General features: G+C 68.7%; 20 protein-coding genes. 7 read left to right on the forward strand and 13 right to left on the reverse strand.

Features of this window, described 5'->3' with window-relative positions:
* Nucleotides 1–96: 96 nt before the first annotated feature.
* Nucleotides 97–1218 (reverse strand): sugar ABC transporter substrate-binding protein, encoded by a 1122-nt coding sequence (locus F3T56_RS15430; protein ID WP_172638965.1) that lies wholly within the window; start codon nucleotides 1216–1218, stop codon nucleotides 97–99.
* 368 nt (nucleotides 1219–1586) lie between these two features.
* Here F3T56_RS15430 and F3T56_RS15435 point away from each other — a divergent pair, with 368 nt between their 5' ends.
* A complete protein-coding gene (locus tag F3T56_RS15435) occupies nucleotides 1587–2273 on the forward strand; it encodes a formylglycine-generating enzyme family protein (RefSeq protein ID WP_149825771.1) in 687 nt (228 codons plus the stop codon).
* A 300-nt stretch (nucleotides 2274–2573) separates the two neighbouring features.
* On the opposite strand, the gene F3T56_RS15440 is transcribed toward F3T56_RS15435, so the two are convergent.
* The 12 genes from F3T56_RS15440 to F3T56_RS15495 form a co-directional block, all read right to left on the reverse strand.
* A complete protein-coding gene (locus tag F3T56_RS15440) occupies nucleotides 2574–3086 on the reverse strand; it encodes a hypothetical protein (RefSeq protein WP_149825772.1) in 513 nt (170 codons plus the stop codon).
* 104 nt (nucleotides 3087–3190) lie between these two features.
* Nucleotides 3191–4003 carry a hypothetical protein gene (locus F3T56_RS15445; RefSeq protein ID WP_149825773.1) on the reverse strand — a complete coding sequence of 271 codons (813 nt, stop codon included), beginning with the start codon at nucleotides 4001–4003 and terminating at the stop codon, nucleotides 3191–3193.
* A gap of 76 nt (nucleotides 4004–4079) precedes the next feature.
* Nucleotides 4080–5810, reverse strand: a complete 1731-nt coding sequence (locus F3T56_RS15450; RefSeq protein WP_149825774.1) for a type IV secretory system conjugative DNA transfer family protein — start codon at nucleotides 5808–5810, stop codon at nucleotides 4080–4082.
* A 56-nt stretch (nucleotides 5811–5866) separates the two neighbouring features.
* On the reverse strand, nucleotides 5867–7258 hold the full coding sequence (locus tag F3T56_RS15455) for an outer membrane protein assembly factor BamB family protein (RefSeq protein WP_149825775.1): 1392 nt from the start codon (nucleotides 7256–7258) through the stop codon (nucleotides 5867–5869).
* A 68-nt stretch (nucleotides 7259–7326) separates the two neighbouring features.
* Complete coding sequence (locus tag F3T56_RS15460) at nucleotides 7327–9417, reverse strand: peptidoglycan DD-metalloendopeptidase family protein (protein ID WP_149825776.1); 2091 nt, start codon at nucleotides 9415–9417, stop codon at nucleotides 7327–7329.
* Nucleotides 9418–9424: 7 nt separating this feature from the next.
* Nucleotides 9425–10096 carry a hypothetical protein gene (locus F3T56_RS15465; RefSeq protein ID WP_149825777.1) on the reverse strand — a complete coding sequence of 224 codons (672 nt, stop codon included), beginning with the start codon at nucleotides 10094–10096 and terminating at the stop codon, nucleotides 9425–9427.
* Nucleotides 10097–10257: 161 nt separating this feature from the next.
* Entirely contained in the window at nucleotides 10258–10440 is a 183-nt protein-coding gene (locus F3T56_RS15470) for a hypothetical protein (RefSeq protein ID WP_149825778.1), read from the reverse strand.
* 202 nt (nucleotides 10441–10642) lie between these two features.
* A complete protein-coding gene (locus tag F3T56_RS15475) occupies nucleotides 10643–11764 on the reverse strand; it encodes a TolB-like translocation protein (RefSeq protein WP_149825779.1) in 1122 nt (373 codons plus the stop codon).
* 212 nt (nucleotides 11765–11976) lie between these two features.
* The gene (locus tag F3T56_RS15480; protein ID WP_149825780.1) at nucleotides 11977–12339 is read right to left on the reverse strand and encodes a DUF4913 domain-containing protein; all 363 of its coding nucleotides are present in this window, start codon (nucleotides 12337–12339) and stop codon (nucleotides 11977–11979) included.
* Nucleotides 12336–13364 carry a hypothetical protein gene (locus tag F3T56_RS15485; protein ID WP_149825781.1) on the reverse strand — a complete coding sequence of 343 codons (1029 nt, stop codon included), beginning with the start codon at nucleotides 13362–13364 and terminating at the stop codon, nucleotides 12336–12338. The genes F3T56_RS15480 and F3T56_RS15485 overlap by 4 nt, the downstream gene beginning before the upstream one ends.
* Nucleotides 13361–13966 (reverse strand): hypothetical protein, encoded by a 606-nt coding sequence (locus F3T56_RS15490; RefSeq protein WP_149825782.1) that lies wholly within the window; start codon nucleotides 13964–13966, stop codon nucleotides 13361–13363. The genes F3T56_RS15485 and F3T56_RS15490 overlap by 4 nt, the downstream gene beginning before the upstream one ends.
* A 31-nt stretch (nucleotides 13967–13997) precedes the next feature.
* Complete coding sequence (locus tag F3T56_RS15495; protein ID WP_149825783.1) at nucleotides 13998–14522, reverse strand: hypothetical protein; 525 nt, start codon at nucleotides 14520–14522, stop codon at nucleotides 13998–14000.
* Nucleotides 14523–14845: 323 nt separating this feature from the next.
* Between F3T56_RS15495 and F3T56_RS15500 the strand changes: the two genes are divergently transcribed.
* The 6 genes from F3T56_RS15500 (at nucleotide 14846) to F3T56_RS15525 (ending at nucleotide 23577) form a co-directional block, all read left to right on the forward strand.
* Entirely contained in the window at nucleotides 14846–16540 is a 1695-nt protein-coding gene (locus F3T56_RS15500) for a conjugal transfer protein (protein WP_149825784.1), read from the forward strand.
* A 53-nt stretch (nucleotides 16541–16593) separates the two neighbouring features.
* Nucleotides 16594–16872, forward strand: a complete 279-nt coding sequence (locus F3T56_RS15505; protein ID WP_149825785.1) for a TrbC/VirB2 family protein — start codon at nucleotides 16594–16596, stop codon at nucleotides 16870–16872.
* A gap of 42 nt (nucleotides 16873–16914) precedes the next feature.
* Nucleotides 16915–17397, forward strand: a complete 483-nt coding sequence (locus tag F3T56_RS15510) for a hypothetical protein (RefSeq protein WP_149825786.1) — start codon at nucleotides 16915–16917, stop codon at nucleotides 17395–17397.
* 65 nt (nucleotides 17398–17462) lie between these two features.
* The gene (locus tag F3T56_RS15515) at nucleotides 17463–20462 is read left to right on the forward strand and encodes an ATP-binding protein (RefSeq protein ID WP_246203631.1); all 3000 of its coding nucleotides are present in this window, start codon (nucleotides 17463–17465) and stop codon (nucleotides 20460–20462) included.
* Nucleotides 20463–20716: 254 nt separating this feature from the next.
* A complete protein-coding gene (locus F3T56_RS15520; RefSeq protein ID WP_149825787.1) occupies nucleotides 20717–22909 on the forward strand; it encodes an ECF transporter S component in 2193 nt (730 codons plus the stop codon).
* A 47-nt stretch (nucleotides 22910–22956) separates the two neighbouring features.
* Nucleotides 22957–23577, forward strand: coding sequence for a hypothetical protein (locus tag F3T56_RS15525; protein ID WP_149825788.1), 621 nt, complete (start codon nucleotides 22957–22959; stop codon nucleotides 23575–23577).
* Nucleotide 23578: the final 1 nt, after the last annotated feature.

Below are 23578 nucleotides of genomic sequence, written 5' to 3' on the forward strand. Positions count from 1 at the left end.
CTACCTTAGACCATGCCGTGATCTTGGTACGAGGATTTCGCGGGCCTCCACAGGATCTGCCCGAGAGTCCGGCCGGAAGCCGGGGGCAGGGTGGTTCTAGTCCAGCTTGAGGGCGTCGCAGTCGGACTTGTAGTCGGACGTGCAGATCTGCTTGACGGTGTAGATCTCGTCGTCGAGGACCGTGTCCTTGATGTTGTCCTTGGTCAGCGCGACCGGGGGGACCAGCTGGGCGGGGATCCGCTTGTGGGTCGGGGAGTCGACGCTGTCCTTGGCGAGGGCGTCGAACTCGATGGAGCGGCCCTGGACCTTGGCGACGGCCATCTCGGCGGCGGCGTTCGCCTCCAGCGGGAACGACTTGTACACGGTCATGTACTGGTCGCCCGCGATGATCCGCTGCACCGCGTCCAGGTCGGCGTCCTGTCCGGTGACCGGCGGCACCTTGGAGACCCCGGCGGTCTTCAGCACGTCGATGACGGCACCGGCGATGCCGTCGTTGGCGGCGTAGACGGCGTCGATGTTGTCGAGGCCGAGCTTGGAGACCGCCTTCTGCATGTTGACCTTGGCGACCTTCGGGTCCCAGTCCGTGGTGTCGTACGTCTCGGAGATCGTCACGCTGTCCTGGAGCTCGGAGAGCGCGCCGTCACGGAACATCGCGGCGTTGGGGTCGGAGGGGGACCCGTTCATCATGACGATCTTGTTGGCGGCGCTGTTGCCCAGCTCCTCCACCAGGGCGCGGCCCTGCACCTCCCCGACGAGCTCGTTGTCGAAGGAGACGTAACCGTCGATCGGGCCCTCGGCCAGCCGGTCGTAGGCGATCACGGGGATGCCCGCCTCGTCCGCCGTCTGCACGGCGCTCGCGATGGACTTGGAGTCCACGGCGTCGACGATGATGATGTCGACCTTGTCGGCCACCATCTGTTCGAGCTGGGTGATCTGGGTCTCGGGGTCCTTCTCGGCGTTCGCGTACTTGGTGACGCCCTTGTTGTTCGTCAGCTCGGCGATCTTCTTCTTGATGATCGGGTAGTCGAACTGCTCGTAACGCTTGGTGTCCTTGTCCGGGAACAGCACGCCCACGGTGATGTCGTCGCCCTTCGTGGGGCTCGCCTCGGCGCTGTCACCCACGTCCACGACCCCGCAGGCGGCGAGGGAGACGGCCGCGGCGGACGCGGCGAGGACGGTGGCGGTACGGCGCACGGCGGTGCGGCGAGCTATACGCATGGTGAGGGCGTTGCTGGTGTTACGGGCGTTCACATCAAGGGCCTTCCGGGCGTGGGCGCAGCACTGCGACCCAGGTGGCTGAAAGCCAACGCGGTGACCACCTCAGCGTCAAGGAGTAATCACTTAACGAGATGACAACAGCCTTGCGTGGTCTCGGTGTGAAGAGGGTAAAGCAAGGGGCTCTCGCTGTCGTCGCGCGACCTTCACCTGACACGAGCCACCGCCTGCCGCCGGGAACCGGTGTGCCCGAACGGCCGCCGCGTGCATGCCCTTTGAGGACATACGGGGTTCGAGCCACTGGAGTCAGGCGGCTCGGTCGGGGTCGGCAGGTCAGGGACCACGACGGGCTCCACGACTAGGCTCCCGGGATGGACGCGGACATGACGACGGAGACCGGGATGATCTCCGTCCACCCGGGCTCGGTGACCCTCTCCGACCGACGGACCCGACGACGGTGGGTGGCCGACGTCACTCCCTTCCGGCTCGCGGTGCACCCCGTCACGCACGGGGTGTACGAGCGGGTGCGGGGCGGCGCGCCGACGGAGCGTGCACTGACCGACCGGATCCCCGCGGTGAACGTCTCGTGGTGGGACGCGGTGCGCTTCTGCAACGCATTGTCGGAGGAGGAGGGATTGACCCCGGCATATTCCCTGCCCGAATGGGACTCGGTGGAGTGGTCACCCTCCGCCGACGGCTACCGGCTCCCCACGGAAGCCGAGTGGGAGTACGCCTGCCGGGCGGGCACGACCGGCCCGCGCTACGGTCCCCTCGACGACATCGCCTGGCACCGCGCCAACTCCGGCGAACGCCTCCACGAGGTGGCCGGACGCCGCCCCAACCCCTGGGGCCTGCACGACATGCTCGGCAACGTCTGGGAGTGGTGCTGGGACCTCTACGACCCCGAGGTCTACGGCACCTACCGCGTCCTGCGCGGCGGGGGCTGGTTCGACGAACACTGGAGCTGCCGGGCCGGCGTACGCAGACGAAGCCATCCGACGTTCCGGGTGGACGACGTGGGATTCCGGGTGGCGCGGTCGGGGGCGGGGGCGGGGTGAGCAGGTTCGTACCGGGCGGGGGTGACGCGCGCGGGCCTCGGCGATCCCCTCACGATCGGCCGAGCGCAACTGCTCGCGCTCCTTGGCCAGTCGGCCCTGCGCGGCCCGCGCCACCTCGATGACGGCGCGGGGTCGTCCTTGGTTGGCTTCCTCCGCCGCGACGAGCGCGCTGTAGGCGGCGGTTCTGGGGGACGACGGGCCACCGGGCGCGGGGTTCCCGAGGGGGTGACCGTTCGCGGGTCCTACAGCCCGGTCCACGGGGCCTACGGGTCCTACGCGCCGTCGGCCGTCCACTCAGCCTCAGGCAGCGTCCTCGGCCGCCCACTTCCGCAGCAGCGCCTCCCGCTCCTCCCGCCCAGGCGTCCCCTCCCTCGCGTGGGTCCGGCCCCACTCCGCCAGGGTCTCCACGTCCGCCGTACCGGCCACGAACCGCTCCAGCAGGGCGACGAACAGATCGTACTCGGACTGGACGTACCCGCCGAGGGCCGGTGCCGTGTACGTGTCCAACTCGACCGTGCCGTCGGCGGTTTCGACATGCACCTCGAAGGCGCCCGGGAGGTCGCTGCCGCCGAGGACGGCGCTGAACGCCATGTCGACGGCAGTGCTGGCGAACAGCCGGGCGGAGGACCTGATCCGTACGTCCCGCACGGTGACAGACCGGACCTCCGCCCAGCCCCAGTGACCGCTCTGATCCGCGCCGAGCCCCTCCAGCCCGTCCCGCGTCAGCCGCACCGCACGCCCGATCCCCTCCGGCTCGGCCCCGACGTACACCCCGCCGTCCTCGGCGATCCAGAACAGTCCGACCATGGCCATGCTTGCCTCCCCGGGAGCGGTGCGCTCGTAGACGTATCCCCTGGTGAGACTCCGTTTCGGCGTGGATGGTTCAGCGGATGCCGTCAGTTGGGTCGACAGTTGCGTCAGCGGTCGCGGCCCAGTGCCGTCCGCAGGGTGATCCCGTACCGGCGGCGCAGGCGTCGTATCTCCCATACGGACAGGACCGTCACGGTCAGCGGACCGCCGAGGAGGAAGGAGTACAGGACGGCGGGTGGGGCCGCCACGTCGTGGGTGTCGCCGAGGCTGAGGGCGAAGAGGGACCAGACGAGCAGGGGGGAGAGGAGGGCGGGGAGCAGTTCGTGGACGTCGGCCGTGCGGAAGCACGAGTTCAGGGCCATGAACGTGACCAGCAGGGTGGTGAAGATGGAGATGAGCAGTACGACGACGCAGCCGATGGCTCCCAGGACCAACAGCGCCATGATGGCCAGGCCGGTGATCATCGTGCCGACCGTCTCGCCGAAGAACCCGAACGTGAGATCGTACCGACCGATGTCGTCGCTGGAGATGATCTCGCCGCGCAGCACCAGGACCATGAGCCAGCACAGCCCGACCCCAAGGACGATGACCCCGATCACGGTCAGCGGCCCGACGAGACGGCGGGCGTACACACCCCCCAGCGGGGAGCGCGCCGCGAGGATGAAGAGCGTGATCCCGACGGCCCCGGCACCCAGCAGGATGCCGCACCCCACCACCAGGTTCTCCAGCTTGTCGAGAACGAACTCCTCCCGCCCCTTCCGCAGCGGATAGGCCATCACCAGCCATACGGACGCCAGCAGCCCCAGCACCGTACGGGCGCGCTGGAGCCAGGAGATGACCGGGTCCTTGATTAGATCGGGCCGGGACGGAACGGCCAACGCCACTGCCCCGCCCGTCAGGATCCCCAGGATCTCACCCAACTCAGACTCTCCTTCCGCTTCACGTCTGCCTGTGCTGCTGGATCCGGGCCGCGGCCCGCGCCGTCGCGGCGTCGACTCAGCGCGCCCCGGGGTCGTACTTGCGGAGCGAGTCCTGGACCTCGCGGGCGTACGGGCCCTCCCACCACGGGATGGTCTCGACGAGGACCGGCTTGGTGCCGGAGGCGAAGACGACGGCGCGGCCCGGGGGCAGGGCGCCGAGGTCGGAGACATTGAGGACGCGTTGGCGGCTGACGGACTCGCTGACCGTGCGGTTGCCGCTCCAGCCGCCGAACTCCGACTCCCGGCTCGCCTGATACTCGGTCAGCTGGAACTCTCCCGCCAGTTCGCTGAGATCGCCCAGGAAACGGGTGTCGGAGACGCCGCCGCCGTAGACGCGGACGTTCGCGGCCGACCACAGCTTCTCCATGCCGCGCTCGCCCCACACCTCGATGCCCTGCGCCCAGGACTGGAGGATGGTCATGAGGATGATGCCGCGCGAGCCGTAGTGGGAGTACAGGTCGGGCAGGGTGCGCCAGCGGCAGACGTTCGCGGCCTCGTCGAGGACGCCGATGAGCGGCAGCGGGAGCCGGCCGCCGCGCTGGGTGGTGGCGTACTCCTCGGCCGCCTCCACGACGGCCACGGTCAGCGCGGTGACGAGCGGTCCGGCGGAGTCCCGGCCCTCGCGGGAGAGGGAGTACAGAGTGCCGCCGGTGCGGACGAACGCGTGCGGGTCGAACTGGGGGGCGTTGGGGTCGGCGGGCGGGGTCACCCAGCGGTTGACCTCCGGGTTGATCAGGCAGGACGCCATCTGCTGAGCGACGCCGTAGATGCCGCTGCGCTGCTTGTCGGGGGCGCTGATGACACCGTTGAGCCCGTCGGCGGCCATGGTGTGCCCGGCGCCGCGCAGGATCCGTTCCGGGGTGTCGTCCTTGGGGTTGGACAGCCAGGTGTAGATCTGCGTGATGGGCATCTTGCCGCAGGCGGCGGCGAGCAGCAGGTTGGCGAGCAGGTCCTGACCGGCCGGGTCGAAGAAGGCGTCGGTGGAGGCGTTGGCGTCCCGGGAGCCGCTGGCGAAGTGGTCGGCCATCTTGCGGGCCTTGGCGACGTCGGTGACGTACGACAGCGGGTTCCACCACCAGCTCGGCGTCTCGGCGGCGACCTGCTGCGGGTCGAACACCCAGACGGGCCCACGGGCGGAGCGCGGACCGCGGGTGGCGTCCACGATGTCCCGCTTGTTGGAGGTGACGAGGACCGCGCCGGGCCCGTCGAGGATCGCCGGGACTGCTCGCCGGGTCGTCTTACCGGTACGCGGACCCCAGATGTCGACGTGCATGTCCTCGTACGACCCGAACAGCGGCTGCCGCCCCTTGACGGACCGTCCGATGAAGACGCCGGGCGTCTGCGCCTTCACGCCGAGCCGCTCGGCGGTGGCGGCCGCGCCCTTCATCGTCAGCTTGCCCAACTCCTCGCCCTTGGCGAGGTGTTCGGCGGCGCCGTCGACGTCGTGCTTGTTACGGAAGCGCCGGCGGACGCGGTAGGCGGCCAGGCCGAGAATGCCTAGCAGCAGGGCCTCCCCGGCGGCGACCGCGCTGGCCGGTGAACCCGGCCAGCTGTAGTCGCCCTTGACCAGGGCGACCATGAAGGTCAGCGGATTGCCGGGCGGCGCGGGAGCGTCGGCGAACGGCGCCCCCAGATTCGCGGCCAGCCAGGCGCCGACGACACCCAGGAGCACGACCGCGACCACGATGACGATCTCGATCGTCCAGTCGTCCTCGGCGCGGGGCTTCTTCTGCTGTTCTGCGGTCACCCGCGGGTCCGTCCTTTCTTGGGTGGGGTGGGGGCCTGGGCTCGTCGGAGGCCCGGTCAGGCCTTCTCGGCCTTGAAGGCGAAGAAGTGGCCTTCGGTGTCCTGGACGAGCGTGTAGCCGTTGGTGGTGAACTCATCGGGAACAGTGTTCATAGGGAGCATGCCGATCAGTTCCTTGGTGCCCATGGCCAGGGCCCCGGTCTCATTGTCGAGTCCCGCGTACAGGACCCCACGGGGCGTGATCAACCCTGGCGTGATGTCCTTTTCGTCCGCCGCCTGCCGCCACAGCTCGGCGCCGGTCTGGGTGTTCCAGGCCACGGCGCCGTCCGTGAAGTTGACGACGGCCGTCTTACCGTCGGGCGAGACGACGGGACGCCTGTCCCGGGTGAGCTCCTCCAGCGTGGTCTGCGGTCCGGCGGCCACGGTGTCCCCGGTAGGCAGGTCCACGGTGGTGATCACCGCGTCGTTCGAGCCGCTCGCCGACCAGACGAGGAGCGCCTGGTCCCCGCGGAGGGGATACAGCTCGGCGTCCACCTCGCCGTCGTCATCCAGTTGCTTGACGACCGCGTTCGGCGGGGTGAGTTCCGTCGTGCTCCACAGGGTCTTGCCCGTGTTGCGGTCGATCACAGACACCGGATCGTAGACGCCGTCGCCTTCGGTGACGTATCCCTGGCCGGTGCCGATGACTGTCTGCTCGGCGAACTCCGCGGGCAGTACGAGTTCCTTGCCGCCGCCGATCGGGGCGTAGCTACGGTCGTCCGAGTCGTCCTCGGGCAGCAGTACATGGCCCCGGACCACCGGTAGTTCGACCTTCTCCTCGCCGACGAGGGCGGAGCTGCCCAGTTCGGCACCGCTCGGGTCGTACATGGTGTAGACGGTCTTGACTGAAGCCGCCTTCAGACCGCTGGCCTTCGTGTTCTCGCAGCCGCGGATCAGCACGGCCGGGGAACCGTCCTTCCACTCGCCGACCTGAATGTGTTTCTCGGGCGTCGGTGTGTAGGTGGTGTTCGTGCCGTCGTCAGGGGTGTAGAGGCACTTCACGGTGAAGGTCTTTCGTTCCTTCCCGGTCGCCGCGTCGTAGAGGTGGCCGACGAAGTGTGCCGTCTGCAGTTCTGTGTCGGCGTCTTCGGCCTCGGGGGACAGGTCCTGGAGCAGGAGGACGGCGTCACCCACCGTGCAGATCGGGTCGTGGTTCGGCCTGTCGAGAGCGTCACCGACACACGAGTAGAACTCTCCGTCCTTCGGGCCGAGGCTCCAGGCGGGCTTCGCCGCCAGTCCCGGGATCAGCTCGCCCTTGTAGACGGGCTGCGCGGCCGCGGAGGCCGAGGCGGACGCCTTCGGGGTGCCGGTGGCCTTCGTACCGGCATCGGTGTCACCGTCCCCGTTGCAGCCGGTCACCAGCCCCAGAGAAAGGACGGCTCCGGCGAAGAGGCCCGTACGTGTCTTCATCAACTGCCTTGTAGTCGTAAGGGGATTGACAGGTCGGCGGGTGCAGGCACAGGCCCGCCCCGGGTGCCTCACGTCTCTGCCGTGCCGTCGCCCTCGACCGCGTTCGTGCCCGCCGGGATCGGCACGCGGTAGACGCCGGTGATCTCGTCCTGGACGTCCCACGTGCTGAAGGAGACCGGCTTGCCCTGGCGCGGGGCGTGGATGATCTTCTTGCTCTTGGGGTCCCAGACGATGCCCACGTGCCCGGAAGAGCCGTCGGCCTCCGGCCGGAAGAAGATCAGGTCACCGGGCTGGGCTTCGGACAGGTCCACCTCGTACTTCTTGAGGCGTGGCTCCTGCGCATAGGTGGTGCCGCCGATGTCGATCTTCCCGCCGCTGGCCATGTAGTACGCCCACTGCGTGAAGCTGGAGCAGTCGAAGCTGGTCGGGTTCGTGCCCTGCAGCCGCGGCGCGCCGTACACGTACGGGACGCCGATGCCGCGCTGCGCCCAGCCGAGGACCGCGCGGATCACCGGGTCGTCCGAGTCGGGGAGGACACCGGAGGCGCCGGCGCCGTCGGGGGCGACGGAGGTGCCGCTGCCGCCCTTCGCACAGTCGGCGTACTCGGCGTCACGGGACTTGTCGTCGGATCCGGGAACCGTGCCGTAGTCGGGTTTGGCCGTGACCCGGCCCGCCATCCACTGCGCGGGGTCGACCATGCCGGGCCCCTGGTCCTGGCCGGCGACGAACGGGTTGTCGACGCCCGGGACGAGGACCTCCCAATGCAGGTGGGGGCCGGTGACGTTGCCGGACGCGCCGACCGTGCCGATCTGGTCACCGCGCTTGACGGAATCGCCGACGGACACATTGAACGAGGTCTGGTGTGCGTAGAGCGTGATGACGCCGTCCGCGTGCCGCAGCTTCGTCATGTTCCCGTACGCCCCGCCGGGGCCCGCGGCCACGACCTTGCCGTCCGCCGGGGCGTAGATCGGGGTGCCGCTGCGAGCCACCAGGTCGAGGCCGGTGTGGTAGCCGAGGCTCCACATGCCGCCGCTCTTGTGGTACTCCGAGCCCCTCACGTAGGTGCCCTGCTTCATGGGCCACTGCCAGTCCTTGCCGGTGGTGGGCGGCTTGGCGTCGGGGAAGGAGACCGGCGTCACGCTCGTGTCGCTCGTGACCGTGTACGCGGCCGGCGCCATGGCGGAGACGACCTCCTCGCTCTCGCCTTCCAGCGGCGGGGTCGACCAGGACCGAGGCGAGGTCGCGGCGATGCTGAGGGCCTTGCCGGGCTCAGCGTCGTTGCCGACCGGCTCCGGGATGTCCGACTGCTTGCCCAGCGTGGGGAAGTCGGGGTTCTTCTCGACGGTTTCCTTCAGATGGACGTACCAGCGCTTGATGAGGTCGTCGTCGCCGGTGAGCGCACCGCGGTAGCGGGCCGCCTGGGTGAGGACGACGCGCGGGTAGATCGTGTTGGAGGCGGTCGAGCCGGAGTAGATCTGCAGCGCCTTGAAGGGCTGGGTCTCGGCCTTCTTGGCGTGCAGGAAGTTGGCCGCGGCGTACGCCGCGTCGTCGATGTTGTACAGATCCTCTTTACCGTCGTTGTTGCCGTCGTCGCCGTAGTCCGTCCAGGCGGGCTTGCCGAACTGCAGGATGCCCATGTAGCCGAGGGAGTTGGCGCCGCCGGGCGCGGCCGACGGGTCCTGCCCGTACTTCGTCTCCTGGTACATCTGCCCGGCGATGATCGTCCAGTCGAGGCCGTCGTAGCGGGCCGCGGCGCGCATCGAGGCGAGGATCATCTTCGGCGGTATCTCGTTGCGCGCGGTCTCGCTCGGCATGTACATCTTGCCGGCCGGCATGATCGGGTTGGTGGCGGCCGCGTCACCGGTGTTACCGGCTTCGGCGTTGTCGGCGTAGTCGCCGCAGGCCGCGGTCGAGGCGCCGTTGCCGACGCCGCCGAGCATGCTGGCGACGAGCAGCAGGACTAGACAGATGCCCGCGATGGCGAGGCCTCCGCCGCCGCAGAGGAAGATCCACCACTTGAAGCCGTTCTTCTTCTTGCCGCCGCCTCCACCTCGGCCCTTCGAGCCGCCGGAAGCGGCGACCAGCTGACCAGCCGCTTTGGCGGCCTTGGCGACCTTCACGGCCTTCGCTGCGGCCGCCAGCGCGGCGGGTGCCACCATGGAAGGCTCACTCCCCCGATTCTTCGGAGGCGCCGACGTCACCGAGGCCGAAGATGTCGAACCCGGAGACCACCCACTTGGGGCCGTCCTCCCGGACGGTCACGAGCCATTCGTTGGACTCCGTCGTCGACTGCCCGCCCGAGGTGACCGTGGAGGTCACCTTGACCAGGCTGGAGATCGTACGGCCGCTGCCGCGCACCAGGTCGTCGGAGATCACCGCATCGCGTACGACGACGGCCGTGCCCTTGGACTCGCACTGCTCCGCCACGCAGGTCGCCCACGCCTTGCCGGAGGGCAGCGCGGTCGTCTGCTTCATCCGGGTGTCGTCGGTGGTGAGTGCGAGCAGCGGGGGACTCCAGGTGACCGCGTTGCTCTTGTAGTCGTAGGTGTTGATGCCGGCCATGTACTTCGCCATCACCGTGTGGGCCTCGGCCACTTCGGTGAGCGGGATGATGGGGGTCGCGGCGGCATTGCCCGGCTCGTCCGAGCCGGAGTCCGCGTCCGCTCCGCCGGCTCCCGCATCGCCGCCAGAGGTGGCGGTCGGTGCCGCGTTCCCGCCGCTTTCGTCTTCGTCGTCTCCGTCGAAAACGATGAACATCGTCAGCGCGACGGCCAGCAGGGCGCCGAGCACCGCCAGAGCCAGCAATGCCGTGCGCTTGTTCTCGGCAGGCAACTCCACGGTTCCCGCGTCTCCCTTGTGCTGAGCCAGTACGGCGGTCTAGCGCTGACCGGGACACGGTAGGGGGCAGTGGTACGGGTCAGGCGAGGGCTTTCCCGGCGGGGAATAGTCGGGAAAGGGGCGGGCGGGGCTTCGGGAAAGTGGAGGAACGAGTCAGTAGCTCATTCGACGCAGCCGGTGAGAACACAACCATCGATCATCCGCTCGCTGCGGAAGCCCGCCGGAGGAACGAAGTTCGGCGAGCAGTTGAGTCCGAGCGTGCCCGCCCGGACGAGAGCCCCCTTGTCGCGTTCGTCGGCGTTGAGCTTGACGGCGAAGCTCTGGCCGATGAAGAGCCTGTGCACCTCCCCTCTTACTGTGGAGACCGCTGGTCTCCCCCGTCGCTGTACGGACTGGCTGCCGACGACTGGCTCGATCCGGGGAACCCGCCCCGCTGCGCACCCGTCTCCGGCTTGTCACCGGCTGACGGCAAACCGCGAGCGGCCCCGTGCGAAGCAAGCGCACGGGGCCAGTCTGGTGCCGCAGCGCACCCAGCTGCGTACAGGCTCAGTTCCAGCGGACCAGCGTTTCGATGTGGTCGCTGGCACCGTCGAGAGGCGCCTCCAGGTCGGCGACCTTCACCGGCTGGGCGGTGCCGCCGGATGTGAAGTCGGCGCGGAACAGGCCCAACCGGTCTTCGCTTTCGGAGATGAAGGCGAAGCCCTTGCCGTCCGGGGACGCGATAGGGGCGCTGTTGGAGCGGTCGTTGGCAGGGACGAGTTCCTCGTCCTTCACGACCGAGGTGTAGTCGGACGTGAACGTGATCTGCCGCAGTCCACACACCAGGGACGTGTTGGTGCGCCAGAACGCGGGCGTGCAGCGCATCCCCAGCTTGTCCTGCTTGGTTTCGATCACCTCGTCCTCGCCGTCCGGCATGATGCGGCTCAGCCTGATTCCGTCCGCAATTTCATGGTCAGACCACCAGGCATCGACTGCGCCGTTGGGCGTCACCGGGATGGAGCCGCCCCTAGCCGCCTTGGCCGTGGCGGTCGTGGTGGCGTCCTGGCTGAGGGCTTCGGCGGTAGACAAGGTCTTCTCGGTCGAGTAGCCCTTCTTCGCATCCCGCGTGACGAAGCTGACCTCGCCCTCGTAGATGCCCTGCTGCGCCCAGAGCATCCCGGTGACGGGATGGAAGGCGACCCCTGGGTTGTCGAGTCGCTCGGTGAATTCGTCCTCGGGCGGCGGAGAGACCTCCTCACCGCTGCTCAGGTCGTACGCTCCGGCCCTCTTCTTGAGGTCCGCTTCCCGGATGCCCGCGACCATCGAGAAGTCCTTGGTGAAGGCGTAGCTGGCCCCCACGCCGTCATCGCCGTCCTCGCACACCGTCTCCGGTACCACCTCGGCCGGCAGGACCGTCTGGCGCTCCGCGACCACGGAGCCGTCCTTCGCGGAGTACGAGCGCAGGGTCAGCCCGTACGAGACGTCGTCCTCCCCTGCCGGTATCTCGTGGCACCAGGCCACCGTCAGCGAGTTCTTCTGCGCAAGAGACGCGGCCGCGACGTCTGCGGGCTTCTTCTTGCTGCCTCCGTCTGCTGCGCTCTTCCCGTCTTCCTCGGCTGCTCCGCCGCCACATGCGGTGAGCAGCAGGGCGGCTCCGGCCGCTATTCCGGCCTGGACAAGGCGTCCCACGGGTTCCCCGTTCCTCTCGATCGGGCGGCGCTCCGAACCTGGATGAAAGCCCTTGCCGTGGGCGCGCCGCTCCTGTTTCGTGGCCGACCTGTAGCCAGTCGAGATCATTCTGCCGGAAAAGAGGAGCACGGCTGCGGTGACCGGATTCCTTGTGCGCATACGAATGCCTCTGACTTTCCTTGGTTCTATGGTCATCGGGGTGTCAACGGCAGTCACTCCGGCCGAGGATCCACCGGCAGCGGGTCGAAGGGATACGCCGTATGCCCATCCTTGGGCGAACAGGCCGCGAACGGGCCCGAGTCGGCATCCATCAGCACCCGCAGATGCGGGTCGGCGTGGTGCAGCCACCACGTCGACATGCCGAGCGCCGGGTCCTGGCGCAGATGTTCCCAGGCCAGCCAGAGTGCGGAGAGCCGGGCACCGGCCTCGGGGTGCTCCCACCACTGGGGGCACCAGGTGGCCGACGAGCCGTTGATACGGCGGCGGATCATCTGGGCGAGGTAGTCGGAGACGAAGACGTAGACGTCCGCGAAGTAGAACTCCGGCTCCTCGACGTCGGCTTCGGTACCGGTCATCGCTCCACTCCTGCGGGCTGCTGTTCGGGGGCCGGGGGCGGCGGGAGGGTGAGGGCCGCGGCCGGGTTGAGGACTCCGTGGCCGAGGGGAGTGGGGCCTCTCGGGGCGGCCGGGCGGGCCACTGGGCGCACGTCGACGCCGGGCAGGAACTCATTCACTGCGGCGCGCTGAGGCTCCGTCGGCTGGGCGGCCAACGCCTCGTACGAATCGGCGAGTTCCAGGCGCTGAACCGCGCTTGCATGGCGCTTCCGCAAGTGCTCGGGCACATCGATATCGCCGAGCGATCGCGCGAACTCCTTCGGAGACTTGCTGTTGGCGAAGTCCTCCATGCGCACCTGGGCCCGTATGGCTTCGTCCGCTATCAACTCGTCGATCTCCGGCGGCAGATGCTCGTGCCGGGGCAACGGAAGCGGGAACCTGATGTTGTCCTTGCCGACCTTCTCGTGCGTGAGCAGACGCGGCATCTCGGTCTTGCCCAGCACGGAGCCGGCCCCGATGTCCGCCGCAAAGGCGACAACGGGAACCTCGGCGGCCTTGGCGTAACGCTCGGAGAGGGTGTCCCAGACTTTGGGGGCGAGCTCCCGCACTGCCTTGGGGTCCAGACCGTGTTCCAGGATGAGCACGGTCTGCACGTGTTCGTTCCACAAGTGGTACGTGTCGAGGCGGCTGCCCGCCGGAGTCTCCTCCAGCACCTGAAGTCCCCGCGTCTCACCACAGGCCTGTGCCAGGAAGCGGTGCCGGACCGGGCGGGGCGCCCCCTCGGGCTGCGACTCATAGCTCCAGAACGCGCGGACCTCCCCCCGGTCCTTGCGGGTGACGGGCTCTTCGCTTGCCACATCCCACACGTACGAAATCGGGTCCGACACCGGCCGACCGGCCGCGCGCGCGGCAGCCAGATCCGCGTAAATGCGGTCGACGACGGGTCCGGCCTCCTCCACCGACTGCGGCTCCGACCGGTCGTACTCCTCTTGGAGAACCAGCGCCCGCTCGATCTCGTCCTGCGTCGGGTAGGCGTCGAAGTTCACTCAGCCCCCTGCTTCCCTGGCTCCGGATACACGGACAGGGTGATCATCGAGCTGCCCGGCCGGTCCTGCGTCCAAGTGGGGAACGCCACCGTCTGGCGCAGCACGAACACCGCGCCGCTCACCGCCCAGTACGCCAACCGGTACGGGCTGCGCTTACGCATGCGCGCCTCCGCGCTGTCCCAGTGGCTCGGCTCCGCCGGTTCCGGGAAGTCCCGCGCCTCCCAGGAACCCGTCCACACCGGAGTGCCGAGCGCGTCGACGGCCGCCTCCAAGTAGCTGGGCCAGGTCCCGTCCGCGGCGGACAGTACGGCGGCGTTCGCATCCGCCCCGCCGGCCCTCACCCGCCAGGCGTCGTAGCCGATGCCGGTGACAGGAGCCCACAGACCATTCGCGTAGAACGTCAGCTCGCCCCCGGCCCGGCCGCGCACGACCAGTTGCCTGTCGGTCGTCAGCGGCTCCCACCCATACCGCCCACACCACTGCCGCAGCTCGATCCCGCTCTGCGGTGGCCCCGCCCACACGGAAGCCCAGTCCACACCCCGCAGAACCGTCAGTTCGGCGGCGAGGTCCTGTGCGGTACGACCCGTCGTCTCCGTCAGCATCGCAACCCCTTCGGTCGGGCAGTCGGAACAATCAGGCCAGGACAATACCGAGCAGCAAGAGCACCACGACGATCGCGCCCATCACGATCCGCGCCGTCGGATCCTCGCGCTCCCACAGGTCGTGCACGACGGCCCAGCCAGTCAACCGGGCAGCGCGGCCGCTGTGGAGATCGGTGGTCGGCCCTTGCTGCTTCTCGTCGGCGTCCTCGACGTCGGCCGAGGGGGCCCCGGGCTCGGGGTCGGCGTCGAAGCCGACCGGCAGGCCCTGCTGCTCCTGGGCCACCACGACCATCTGCTCGAGGAGTTCGGGAATCGTGTTGGGGGTGAGGGGATAGGCGAAGGTCCCGTACGGCGTCTCGACGCACAGCCGTGCCTGCCAGGGGTTGCCCGGCTCGTAGCCGTCGACCCAGGCGTGGTCGGTCTGGAAGACCTGGGGCACCGGTACAGCGACGGGAGCGGGAACAGGTGCCTGCTGGACCGGCGGGGTCTGCTGGGGAACGTCCCACGCGCGCGGGTCGGGCTGCGGCTGCTGTGGGTGCCCGTTGTGGTCGGTCAACTGTCGTCCTTCGCCGGGTCCGTCGGGTCCAGGTGGTGCCGGGAACGTCATGCGTACGGCAGACGTGCCCAGCGCATTGTGGGCCCAGGGCGGGTCGGGACGGCCGAGCGGGTTCCCGGCGTATCCCTGACACTTTTCCCGAACGCTTTCCCGAACTCCGCGCTCTCGGGAATTCTCCTCCTCCCGGCGAGGAAAGCGACGGCGGTCGGGGGACAGGTCTTTGTCACACTGCCTGCGCACCTGGCTGGGCCAGGGCCCGTCGTGCGGTGCGGTCGTGCCCGCCCAGGCGGACGGGGAACCGACTCGCTGGAGTAACCGACTCGATGACAGACCACAACAGCCCTGCTGGCGCGGTCGGCGGAGGCCAGCCTTCCGGGCAGCCCGGGTCCTTCGGTCCTCCCCAACAGCCGCATCAGCAGGCATGGCAGGCGCAGGGCCAGGGGCAACACCCCGCTGCCCCGCACCAGGCCCAGCCCCCTGCCCCGCAGCCCACCCACCCCCAGCCGCAGCAACTCCCCTCCGACGCGGCCCGCGCGCAGGTCGCCGCCGCCTGGGTGCGCAACACACCCCAGGCCGGGCAGGCCGCCGTACCCGCGCTGCCGCCCCGCGAGACGCGTCCGGCGAGTGAGTCGAAGAAGGAGAAGCGCGAGCGGGAGCGCGCGGCCCGCAAGGCCGCGTACGAGCAGAAGAAGGCGGCGAAGGAGCAGCGCAAGAAGGGCGGCACGGCGGCATCCCCGGCAGCGGCGGCGCCCCAACCTGTGGCCCCGACCGCCAACGCCCCCGCGTCCGCGCCTCAGCCTCCCGCTGCCGGCAACCACACCCTCACCCTCAGGACTCGGCCCACCGCCCCGGCCGGCGCTTCCGCCTCGGCCACCACCGGCACCGCACCCTCCCCGGCCGCCGCCAAGCCGGCTCCCGCCCGCGACTTCGACGTCCCCAAGCCGGGCGGCCGGGCCCCCGCCGGGGGCCGCCGTACGCATGTCGCGCTGCGAGCCACCCTGCTGATCACCACGTGTGTCTTCGCGCTGGGCTCGTGCGGTGTGATGGGGCTGGTGGTCGGCGCGTCGTCGGGTTCCGTCACGGCCGGTCTCGACTCCGACGACGTGGCCAAGTACCGCCTCACCGAGTTCCCGACGCAACAGGCGGCGACCTTCGCCGAGCAGTACGCGCTGCTGTGCATGACGTACTCGCCGGAGACGGAGGCCGACCGCCGCGAGAACCTCGCCCGCTATGCCTCCTCCGGCGTCGACTCCGAGTGCGGCTGGAGCGGCGAGGGGTCCAGCACCGCCCTGTCCGCCGTCTGGGACGGCACCCTCGAGGAGCTTCCCGAGTACGGCGACCGCGGCCGCTACCTCGGGATCCAGGTCCGTAGCGACGACGGCTCCCTGACCACGCTCACCGTGCCTGTGTACGTGAAGGACCTCGCGACCGGCGAAGGCATGCGCGTCGCCGGCGATGTCGGCCAGATGCCGCTGCCCGCCCGCGCGGACGTGCCCGAGATCGACAAGGACGAGGTCGTCGACGACGAGCTCGCGGCGCAGCTCAAGGAGAAGGTACTGCCGGGTTACTTCGAGGCATGGGGCGCGTCGGACTCCACCGCCATGGCCCGCTTCGCCGCGCCCGGCGCCACACAGGTGGCCACCGCCGGCCTGGCCGGCCGGCTGACGGACCCGACGATCGACAATGTGGTCGCGCTGGTGCCCAAGAGTCTCCAGGGCGCCGACTCGTACACCTACAGCAATGGACAGGCCGTGCAGCTCCGCGTGGGCGTCACCTGGGGCGATCCCAAGGGCGCGACCGTGAGCCGCGCGTACCGGATGACCGTCGTGAACACGGCGCAGGGCTGGTTCATCAAGGACATCCGCGGCGGCGTGCTGGATGCGGAGGGCGGCCGGGCCGACTCCGACGAGGCAACCGTGCCGGAGGAGGGCACCGACGCACCGTCGTCCCCCTCCGGCTCGGCGTCTCCCTCCGCCACATCCCAGCCGTCCGGGGACGACAAGCCCCAGAAGTCCTGACCGCCCACGCCCTCACCTCATCACTCGTCTTTCCCCACCCGAGAGGAACCACCATGTACCTGGCCGCCGACGGCGACGGAACCAACAAGATGAAGGAGATGTTCGGTGAGGTCCAGGAGATCCTCACCAGCGCCGGCACGCTGGTCGCCGTCATCGCCCTTCTCGTCCTCGGTATCCGCATGCTGATGTCGATGAAGCGTGGCGACGGCATGCGCGAAGCCTTCCAGGGCTTCGGCATGATCGCACTCGCCGCTCTCGTCATCGGTGGTGCCAGCGGTCTCGCCGGTCTGCTCATCTCGCTCGGCGACCAGATCGGTAACGGCGATAGCTGACCGGCTCCTCAATCAAGCTATCGACGGAGGGAGTTCGCCGCGATGACGCAGGAGGCACCCGAACCGCTGGTCGCCTACGACCACACCGACCTGGTCAACCGGCCGAAACGGATCTGGAACTGGGGCAACATTCCCCTGCCGGGCCTGTTGCTGCCCGCACTGGGCGCTGCCTTCGGCTTCGGGCTGGTGTGGCTCATCACCCTGTTCACCCTCTCGGCGTTCCTCCCCTTCCTCGGCATGTCGATGCTCACGTCGGTTCTCTACTTCGGACCGCCGTTCGCCGTCTACTTCGTCTGGGGCCGCCCGCTCCCCTCGGCGCTCACGCTGAGCCAGCAGCTGGTGGTGTGGACCGATTGGTGGTTCCAGCCCAAGCGGCTGCAGGGACTCTCCGCCGACCAGGAGCCGGAGGAACTGCACTGGCAGGTCATCCTCTGGAACCCGGGGTCGCCGCGCTGGCAGGCACGCTACGAAGACGCCCGCAGGGCCGCCGCCGAGCGCGGCACGGCCTTCTCGACACCCCGCTGAACAGATGCCAGTTCCCCCGCTGATCCACCCCCGTACCAAGCCGACTACCGCAGGATGACTCCTCCATGTCCATGTTCATGTTGATCCTTCTGGGCGGGGCGGCCGCCTTTTTCGTGGTCGCCATGATCATGGCCGCCACGTCGAGCAAGAAGCCGGGCCAAGGCGGCGGCGGTCGGGCACGCTCATCGTCCAGCCGCTCCAAGTCGTCCTCCGCGTCGGGCGCTTCGTCCCGGCGCGAGGACCTCCGCCTGCCGTACCGCTATGCCGACGACATGATCTTCGTCCACGGCGACTCGGTGTGGACCGGCCTCGTCCTGCCCAACGCCATCGACGAGTACCTGAACGCCCAGGAACTCCAGGCGATGGCCGAGGGCCCGCCGCGCGGTCTGCTCAACCTCGCCCGCGGCGACCGCAACGTCGAGTGCCACTACCGCAAGGTCTACCAGCCGATCACCGCGCTGACCTGGGCGGAAGACCTGAACGCGATCGCCTGGGACCCGACCGACAACTACAAGGCCTACAACCTCCGCAAGGCCGAGTACCAGGAACGCATCGGCGCCAACCGGGAGCGCAACGTCCTGCTGGTGAAGTTGGGTTCACTCAAGCGCAACAGCGGCGGTTCCGGGGTGATGTCCGAGGACGACGAACCGTACGACGAGCCGGGCCTGCTACGCGGCGTAAGCGGTGCCGCCGACCACGTGGCCGCCACCGCGACCGGGGTCGCCGACGAGTACCTGTCGCCCTCCGTCGTCGCGGAATGGACGCAGGTGGCGACCGAGGTCCACGAGAGCCTGGAGACCCTCAAGGGCACGCCCCTCACCCGCGAAGAACTCGTCTGGCTGATCCGCAAGCCCCTCCACGGCGACCTGCCCGTCCCGCCCGAGCCGGTGCTCGGCTCGCGCGCGTGGGGCCCCAATGCCTTCGACCTGGTCGTCGACTTCTCCGGCGAGAACCGCAAAACCCACATCGTCCTCAACCAGTACGACGAGGTCACCGGCGAACAGCAGACCAGCTACACCACCACCCTCGTCGCCGCCAACTGGCCTGCGGAGACCCGCTTCCGCCAGTCGACGGCGTGGGCGCGTTACGCGGCCCAGCACGTGGAGTTCCCCGTCGAGATCGACATGCGTTTCACGCTCATCCCATACCTGAAGTTCAAGGACCGGGCGGACAAGATCCGCGGCAACCTCGTCGACGAGATGAACGACATGGCCAACTCCGGCCGCACCCCGGACACCAAGCTGGCCCACCAGGTCACCCGCGCCCAGGAGCTCGTCGACGACATCGAGGAGCACAAGATGCCGGGGATGGAGGCGCAGATCCGCTTCACGATCTCGGCTCCGAGCGTGAAGGAACTCGAACGCCGCCGCCGGGTCCTGGAGATGCAGTTCAAGCAGGACTTGAAGGTCACCCTGCTACGTCCGACCCGCCAGCAGTGGCGGCTGCTCCAGTCCCAACTCCCGGGTGACGCCCCGAAGCTCCCCATCGCTCCCTACCTGCGACTGCAGGAGGTCGAGCAGCTGGGCGCCGGACTCCCCACCGCCGGCACTGAGTTGGGCGACAACCCCGAGCAGCGCTCCGGCAAGCGCCTCGGCTGGGTCGGCAACCTCGTCGGCTGGGCGGGCAAGATGCCAGTCCACTACTCACTGCACGTGGGTCCGGCCCGAAATGACGGCGGTGGCCTGGCGATCGTAGGTGCGTCGGGTGGTGGAAAGTCGTCGTTGGCCCTTCAGAAGTTCTACGAGGAGTCGGAGTCGGGCGTCCGCTGCCTGGTCATCGACCCCAAGACCGACTTCGCCCAGCTGTGCTACTACCTGGCCTTCGGCTCCCAGGTGAACGACCCGGCGTTCGCGGGCGACGCGGAGGCGGGTCTCCTCGGCACCCCGGCCAGCCGGTTCCAGCCGGTGAACCCGGAGTTCTGGGCGGAGACGGAAGTCGTCGACCTCCTCAAGGGCCAGGCGGGTGTCCTGGACCCCTGGGTAATCGCACGTGACGTACCCGCCGGGCGGCTCCTCGCCGAGTCGATGCTGCGCGGCTTCCTCGGCGACGAGGACTACCAGCGCGTACGCCTCCCCGTCATCGAGGGCATGGCCACGGTGATCGGCCGCTACAACTCCGCGATCCGCCAAGCGGTTGACCACGGCTACACGGCCAGGGACGCCGAACAGCAGGTGCCTCGGCCGACGTTGTGGCAGGTGGTCGACGAGGTCGTTGCGGCGTATGAGCACGCGCTCGCGACGAACGACCGGGAAGCGGCGAAGGACCTGAAGCTCGCCCAGATGCTGTTGACCGAGCTGCGCACGCTCCCCTACGCCCGTCTGGCCTTCGCCGAACACCCGCAGCCGCTGTCCGCGATGCGCAAGCGCCGTACGGTCATCACCCTGCGCGGCTTCCAGTCCCCCGCGGCCTCCGACCCGCGCAACTGGAACCCGGCGGAGCGCCTCGCGGCGACGGCCCTGATGGCGGTCGTGGAGCTGGGCAGCCAGATGCTGGACGTCGGCTACGAGAAGAACCCGGTGACGGGCGAGATCGGCCTGCGCCCCAAGGCGCTGTTCGTGGACGAGGCGTACGTCGTCACGGCCACGGAGTCGGGCCGCGACCTGATGCGCCGCGCCCTGAAGCAGGGCCGCTCCTACCTGGCCGTGACCGTCCTGATCACCCAGCAGGCCATCGACCTCGTCCAGATCGAGGACTCTGAGGCCCGCAGCGGTGGCGCCAACCAGATCCACACGGTCTTCGCCTTCAAGCAGAAGTCCGCGCAGGAGGCGTCCCTCGTGGCCCCGCTCCTCGGCCGCCCCGAGGACGACCAGAAGGTCATCAACGCCCTGCAGGAACTCCGCACCGGTGTCTGCCTTCAGCGCGACGCCGACAAGCGCGTCGGGACGGTCGCCGTCGACCTGGTCTTCAAGGAGATCCTCGCGGCGACTGACACGAACGGCACGACCCGCCCGGCCCGTCAGGGCATCAACCCGCCGCTGAGCGTCTGGGACTGGACGTTCCTGCAGGAGGCGGAGGAGGACCCGGCGACGGCGCGGGCCGCCACGCCGGAACCGTCTGCCGCATGATGCCTGCCCGAACCACCCGTCACCCCAGGAGGCTATACCTTCATGTTCCGGTCCAAGACCCTCACCCAGAACTGCGATCCCGGCTTCAAGGCGCCTGAGGGTTATCGCACGGAAGACGCATTGGCGAGTGGCTGCGTGCTGACGAACTATCTTCTCGATCCCCTGGACCAGTAACAGGACTGATCCCGTAGGCGGGTCCCACAGCTCGCGCGACCAAGGTGTTCCCTCTCGCCCCCTCCCCGTTAGGACTTCAGATGCCCCCGCGCAACGCGCTGAGCCGCCGCATTCGAAAAGTCGGCGCAGCCGTCCGTGCCGGCCTCTTCCTGGTGCTGGCGCTGATCGCCCTCACCCTGGCCGCGCCGACGTCGGCGTCCGCGGACTTCACCTGCGACTTCACCGGGGACGAGACCTACCACAGGGACTCCCCGGGCAGTAATGGCGAGGCCTTCATACCCACGGTTGCGCAATGGAGCCCGGCCGTCGCGCCGATCGGCGGTCTCCTGAGCGAAGGAAAACCCGCCACCGAAGACTTGGTGAAACCGAAGGACGCGGGCAGCTACACCCTGTACGAACTGAACGGCATGCGGGGTCTCAACTGGTCCATGACCTTCAAGGACAAGGAAGACGCCCAAAAGAACAACGGCGCCTGGTTCAGCGGGGCGGATGACTGTTCGCTCATGGCCTGGGTCAACAACAGCATGGCAAACCTCATCTTCAACGGCACCAAGGTCCTGACTCGGTTCTCCATCTCGATCAAGGAGATGGCCTCCAACCCGAGTCCCTTCGCCGCCCTTTACTCGGGACGGGACAACGCCGTCAAGACGCTCAAGTCCCACGTTCTCGAACCAGCCGTCCCGGTGATGATCGTGCTGGTCGGCTTCTGGGTGTTCGCCAAGTGGCGCAAGGGCGACATGCGCGAGGTCTGGGCAGGGATCTCCTGGACAGGGTTGACCACGATCGCGGTCATAGCCGTTCTGTCCGGCAGCAACTACAACCTCTTCGTGTCAGGCGCCGACAAATGGATCGCGGAGGCCAATTCGACGCTTACTTCGACCGCGCTGTCCAGCGTGTCAGGTACGCCGCAGCCGCCGTGCGATCTGAACGACAGCCGAGGAAATGAGGGTCTTCGGCTCTCCAGTTGCGCGATGTACGACACGCTGGCGTTCCGCCCGTGGGCACTCGGCCAGTTCGGAGAGGCAGGCAACACCTGCATCTTCAGGTTGAAGAGCGACAAATCGACCGCCACGAACGGTTACTGCCCGGAAACGGTCCCGGAAGGGGTCTCGATGGGAGTCCCGAAGCACACCGGTTGTTACTGGGGTACGGAGGACAGCACCCGCTGCGCGGATCTCCGCGTGCGCCAGGCCATCACACAGTCCATAACCGACATCGACACAGAGTCCATAGAGGGCGAAGAGGAAAAGGGCCTCGACCAGTTCTACGACTGGACGCTGATCCGCGGGGACATCGCCAAGGGCACGTACTACCCGGTGCCCTATCCGGACTGGGCAGGCATGAACGCCGCCGACCGAGTCGGCATAGCCTTCTACTCCCTCATCGCCGCCTTCATTGTCGGTTTGATGGTCATCGTCCTCAGCGCGCTGACCCTGCTCTGGCACGCGGTCACGCTGATCCTGATCATCATGCTGCCGCTGGTCGCCACACTCGGTATCCATCCCTCACAGCAGAAGCTGCTCAAGGGCTGGCTGGAGACGTTCATCCACAGCTTCGTGCTGCGGGCGGGCTTCGGAGTGATCCTGACCGTCCTGCTGGTCCTGTACCAGATCATCCTTCCGGCCCAGGTCGCCCTGGGTACGCAGCTGTTGATGCTGGTCCTGGTCACCGCCGCCGTGGTGATGATGCTGAAGAAGCTCCTCGCCGGGAACTTCAGCCCCGAGTTCGCGGGCGGTGCCGGTGACGCGATGGGCATCCGGGAGGCGGCGAGCGCGGGCAGCGACAAGGTGGTCGCCAAGGGGGACAAGGCCATGGTGAACACGGCCAAGGCCGGCGGGCGGGTCGTGGGCAAGACCGCCGCGGGGGCAGCCAACTTGCTCACCGGACGCAAGGGCCGTAAAGCGCTCCAGGAGCAGGGCTGGATCGGCATGTCCCAACGGGAACAGCGCAAGGCCTCGTACGCGGCGTACGAGTCGGGGCAGGAACAGCTCAAGGACAAGGCAAAGGCAGGGCTCCAGCAGGCCCCACCATCGACCTCTTCCTCCCGTGGCGGCCGTGTCAGTGGTTCCAGCGGTCAGGGCGCCTCGCAGACGCCTCAGACTCCGCAGGCACCCCAGAATTCGCAGACCTCACAGCAGACGCAGGACCCGCAACCACAGCCGACCACCCCTCGCCCCCGTACACCGGCCCCCGAGCCGTCACCTGCGCCCCGTCCGTCCACGCCTCCGACACCGGCACCACGGGACCCACGCACCCCTGACGGCCGCGTCTGAACCGCTGTCCTAACCCGCCCCCGCCTCCCCCCTCACGAGGAGCCCCCATGCCCGTCCTGACCGCCGACCGCACCCCCGACCAGTTGGTCGGGGAACTCCAGCGGTTCTTCGGCGTGGACTGGCCCACGGTGTGGGCGGGGGTGCCGGAGGACGCGGCCAAGCGCGCCCATTGGTGCGCGGGCTTTGGCTGGCAGCCTCTATGGTTCGAGGCCGGGCTGCGGGTACGTACGGCGCTGGGCGGCCGCCTGCACCTGGCTTCGGCCGCACTGGGACAGCCGGTGACCCGGGTCGAGCAGGTGCTGTGGGCCGCGCGAGCCGGGGGCACGGACGAAAATCAGCGAGTCACCGAAATGGCTGAGGCCCGCTGGACGGCCTATGTCGACGCTCTGCGCGGTCTCATGGGCGACCCGTACTGGAACGGCATGTGGAACACCCCCGGTTTCCCTGAACTCCCCGGCCGTGGCCCCTGGTACAACCCTGAGTGGCGCATGGCCCACCGGGATCCTCACCGGGTCGCCATGTGGTGGTTCCGTACCCCGGGAGCCCCGGTGATCGAGTTGAAGATGACACTCGGGACGGGCTCACCGACCGAGCCGACACCCGCCGATGCGAGGATCGGGCTCAACTGTCACGCGCCGCAGGACGGGGCAAATCCCGGACCGGCCTGAC

Source organism: Streptomyces tailanensis, assembly GCF_008386495.1.
Taxonomy (GTDB): Bacteria; Actinomycetota; Actinomycetes; order Streptomycetales; family Streptomycetaceae; genus Streptomyces; species Streptomyces tailanensis.

Bases quoted from the DNA above. Each gene is read 5' to 3' on its own strand.
- F3T56_RS15435 (WP_149825771.1), top strand. From the start codon at position 1,587: ATGGACGCGGACATGACGACGGAGACCGGGATGATCTCCGTCCACCCG.
- F3T56_RS15525 (WP_149825788.1), top strand. From the start codon at position 22,957: ATGCCCGTCCTGACCGCCGACCGCACCCCCGACCAGTTGGTCGGGGAA.
- F3T56_RS15490 (WP_149825782.1), bottom strand. From the start codon at position 13,966: ATGCTGACGGAGACGACGGGTCGTACCGCACAGGACCTCGCCGCCGAA.
- F3T56_RS15500 (WP_149825784.1), top strand. From the start codon at position 14,846: ATGACAGACCACAACAGCCCTGCTGGCGCGGTCGGCGGAGGCCAGCCT.
- F3T56_RS15460 (WP_149825776.1), bottom strand. From the start codon at position 9,417: ATGGTGGCACCCGCCGCGCTGGCGGCCGCAGCGAAGGCCGTGAAGGTC.
- F3T56_RS15520 (WP_149825787.1), top strand. From the start codon at position 20,717: ATGCCCCCGCGCAACGCGCTGAGCCGCCGCATTCGAAAAGTCGGCGCA.
- F3T56_RS15430 (WP_172638965.1), bottom strand. From the start codon at position 1,218: ATGCGTATAGCTCGCCGCACCGCCGTGCGCCGTACCGCCACCGTCCTC.
- F3T56_RS15440 (WP_149825772.1), bottom strand. From the start codon at position 3,086: ATGGCCATGGTCGGACTGTTCTGGATCGCCGAGGACGGCGGGGTGTAC.
- F3T56_RS15480 (WP_149825780.1), bottom strand. From the start codon at position 12,339: ATGACCGGTACCGAAGCCGACGTCGAGGAGCCGGAGTTCTACTTCGCG.
- F3T56_RS15515 (WP_246203631.1), top strand. From the start codon at position 17,463: ATGTCCATGTTCATGTTGATCCTTCTGGGCGGGGCGGCCGCCTTTTTC.
- F3T56_RS15510 (WP_149825786.1), top strand. From the start codon at position 16,915: ATGACGCAGGAGGCACCCGAACCGCTGGTCGCCTACGACCACACCGAC.
- F3T56_RS15455 (WP_149825775.1), bottom strand. From the start codon at position 7,258: ATGAAGACACGTACGGGCCTCTTCGCCGGAGCCGTCCTTTCTCTGGGG.
- F3T56_RS15505 (WP_149825785.1), top strand. From the start codon at position 16,594: ATGTACCTGGCCGCCGACGGCGACGGAACCAACAAGATGAAGGAGATG.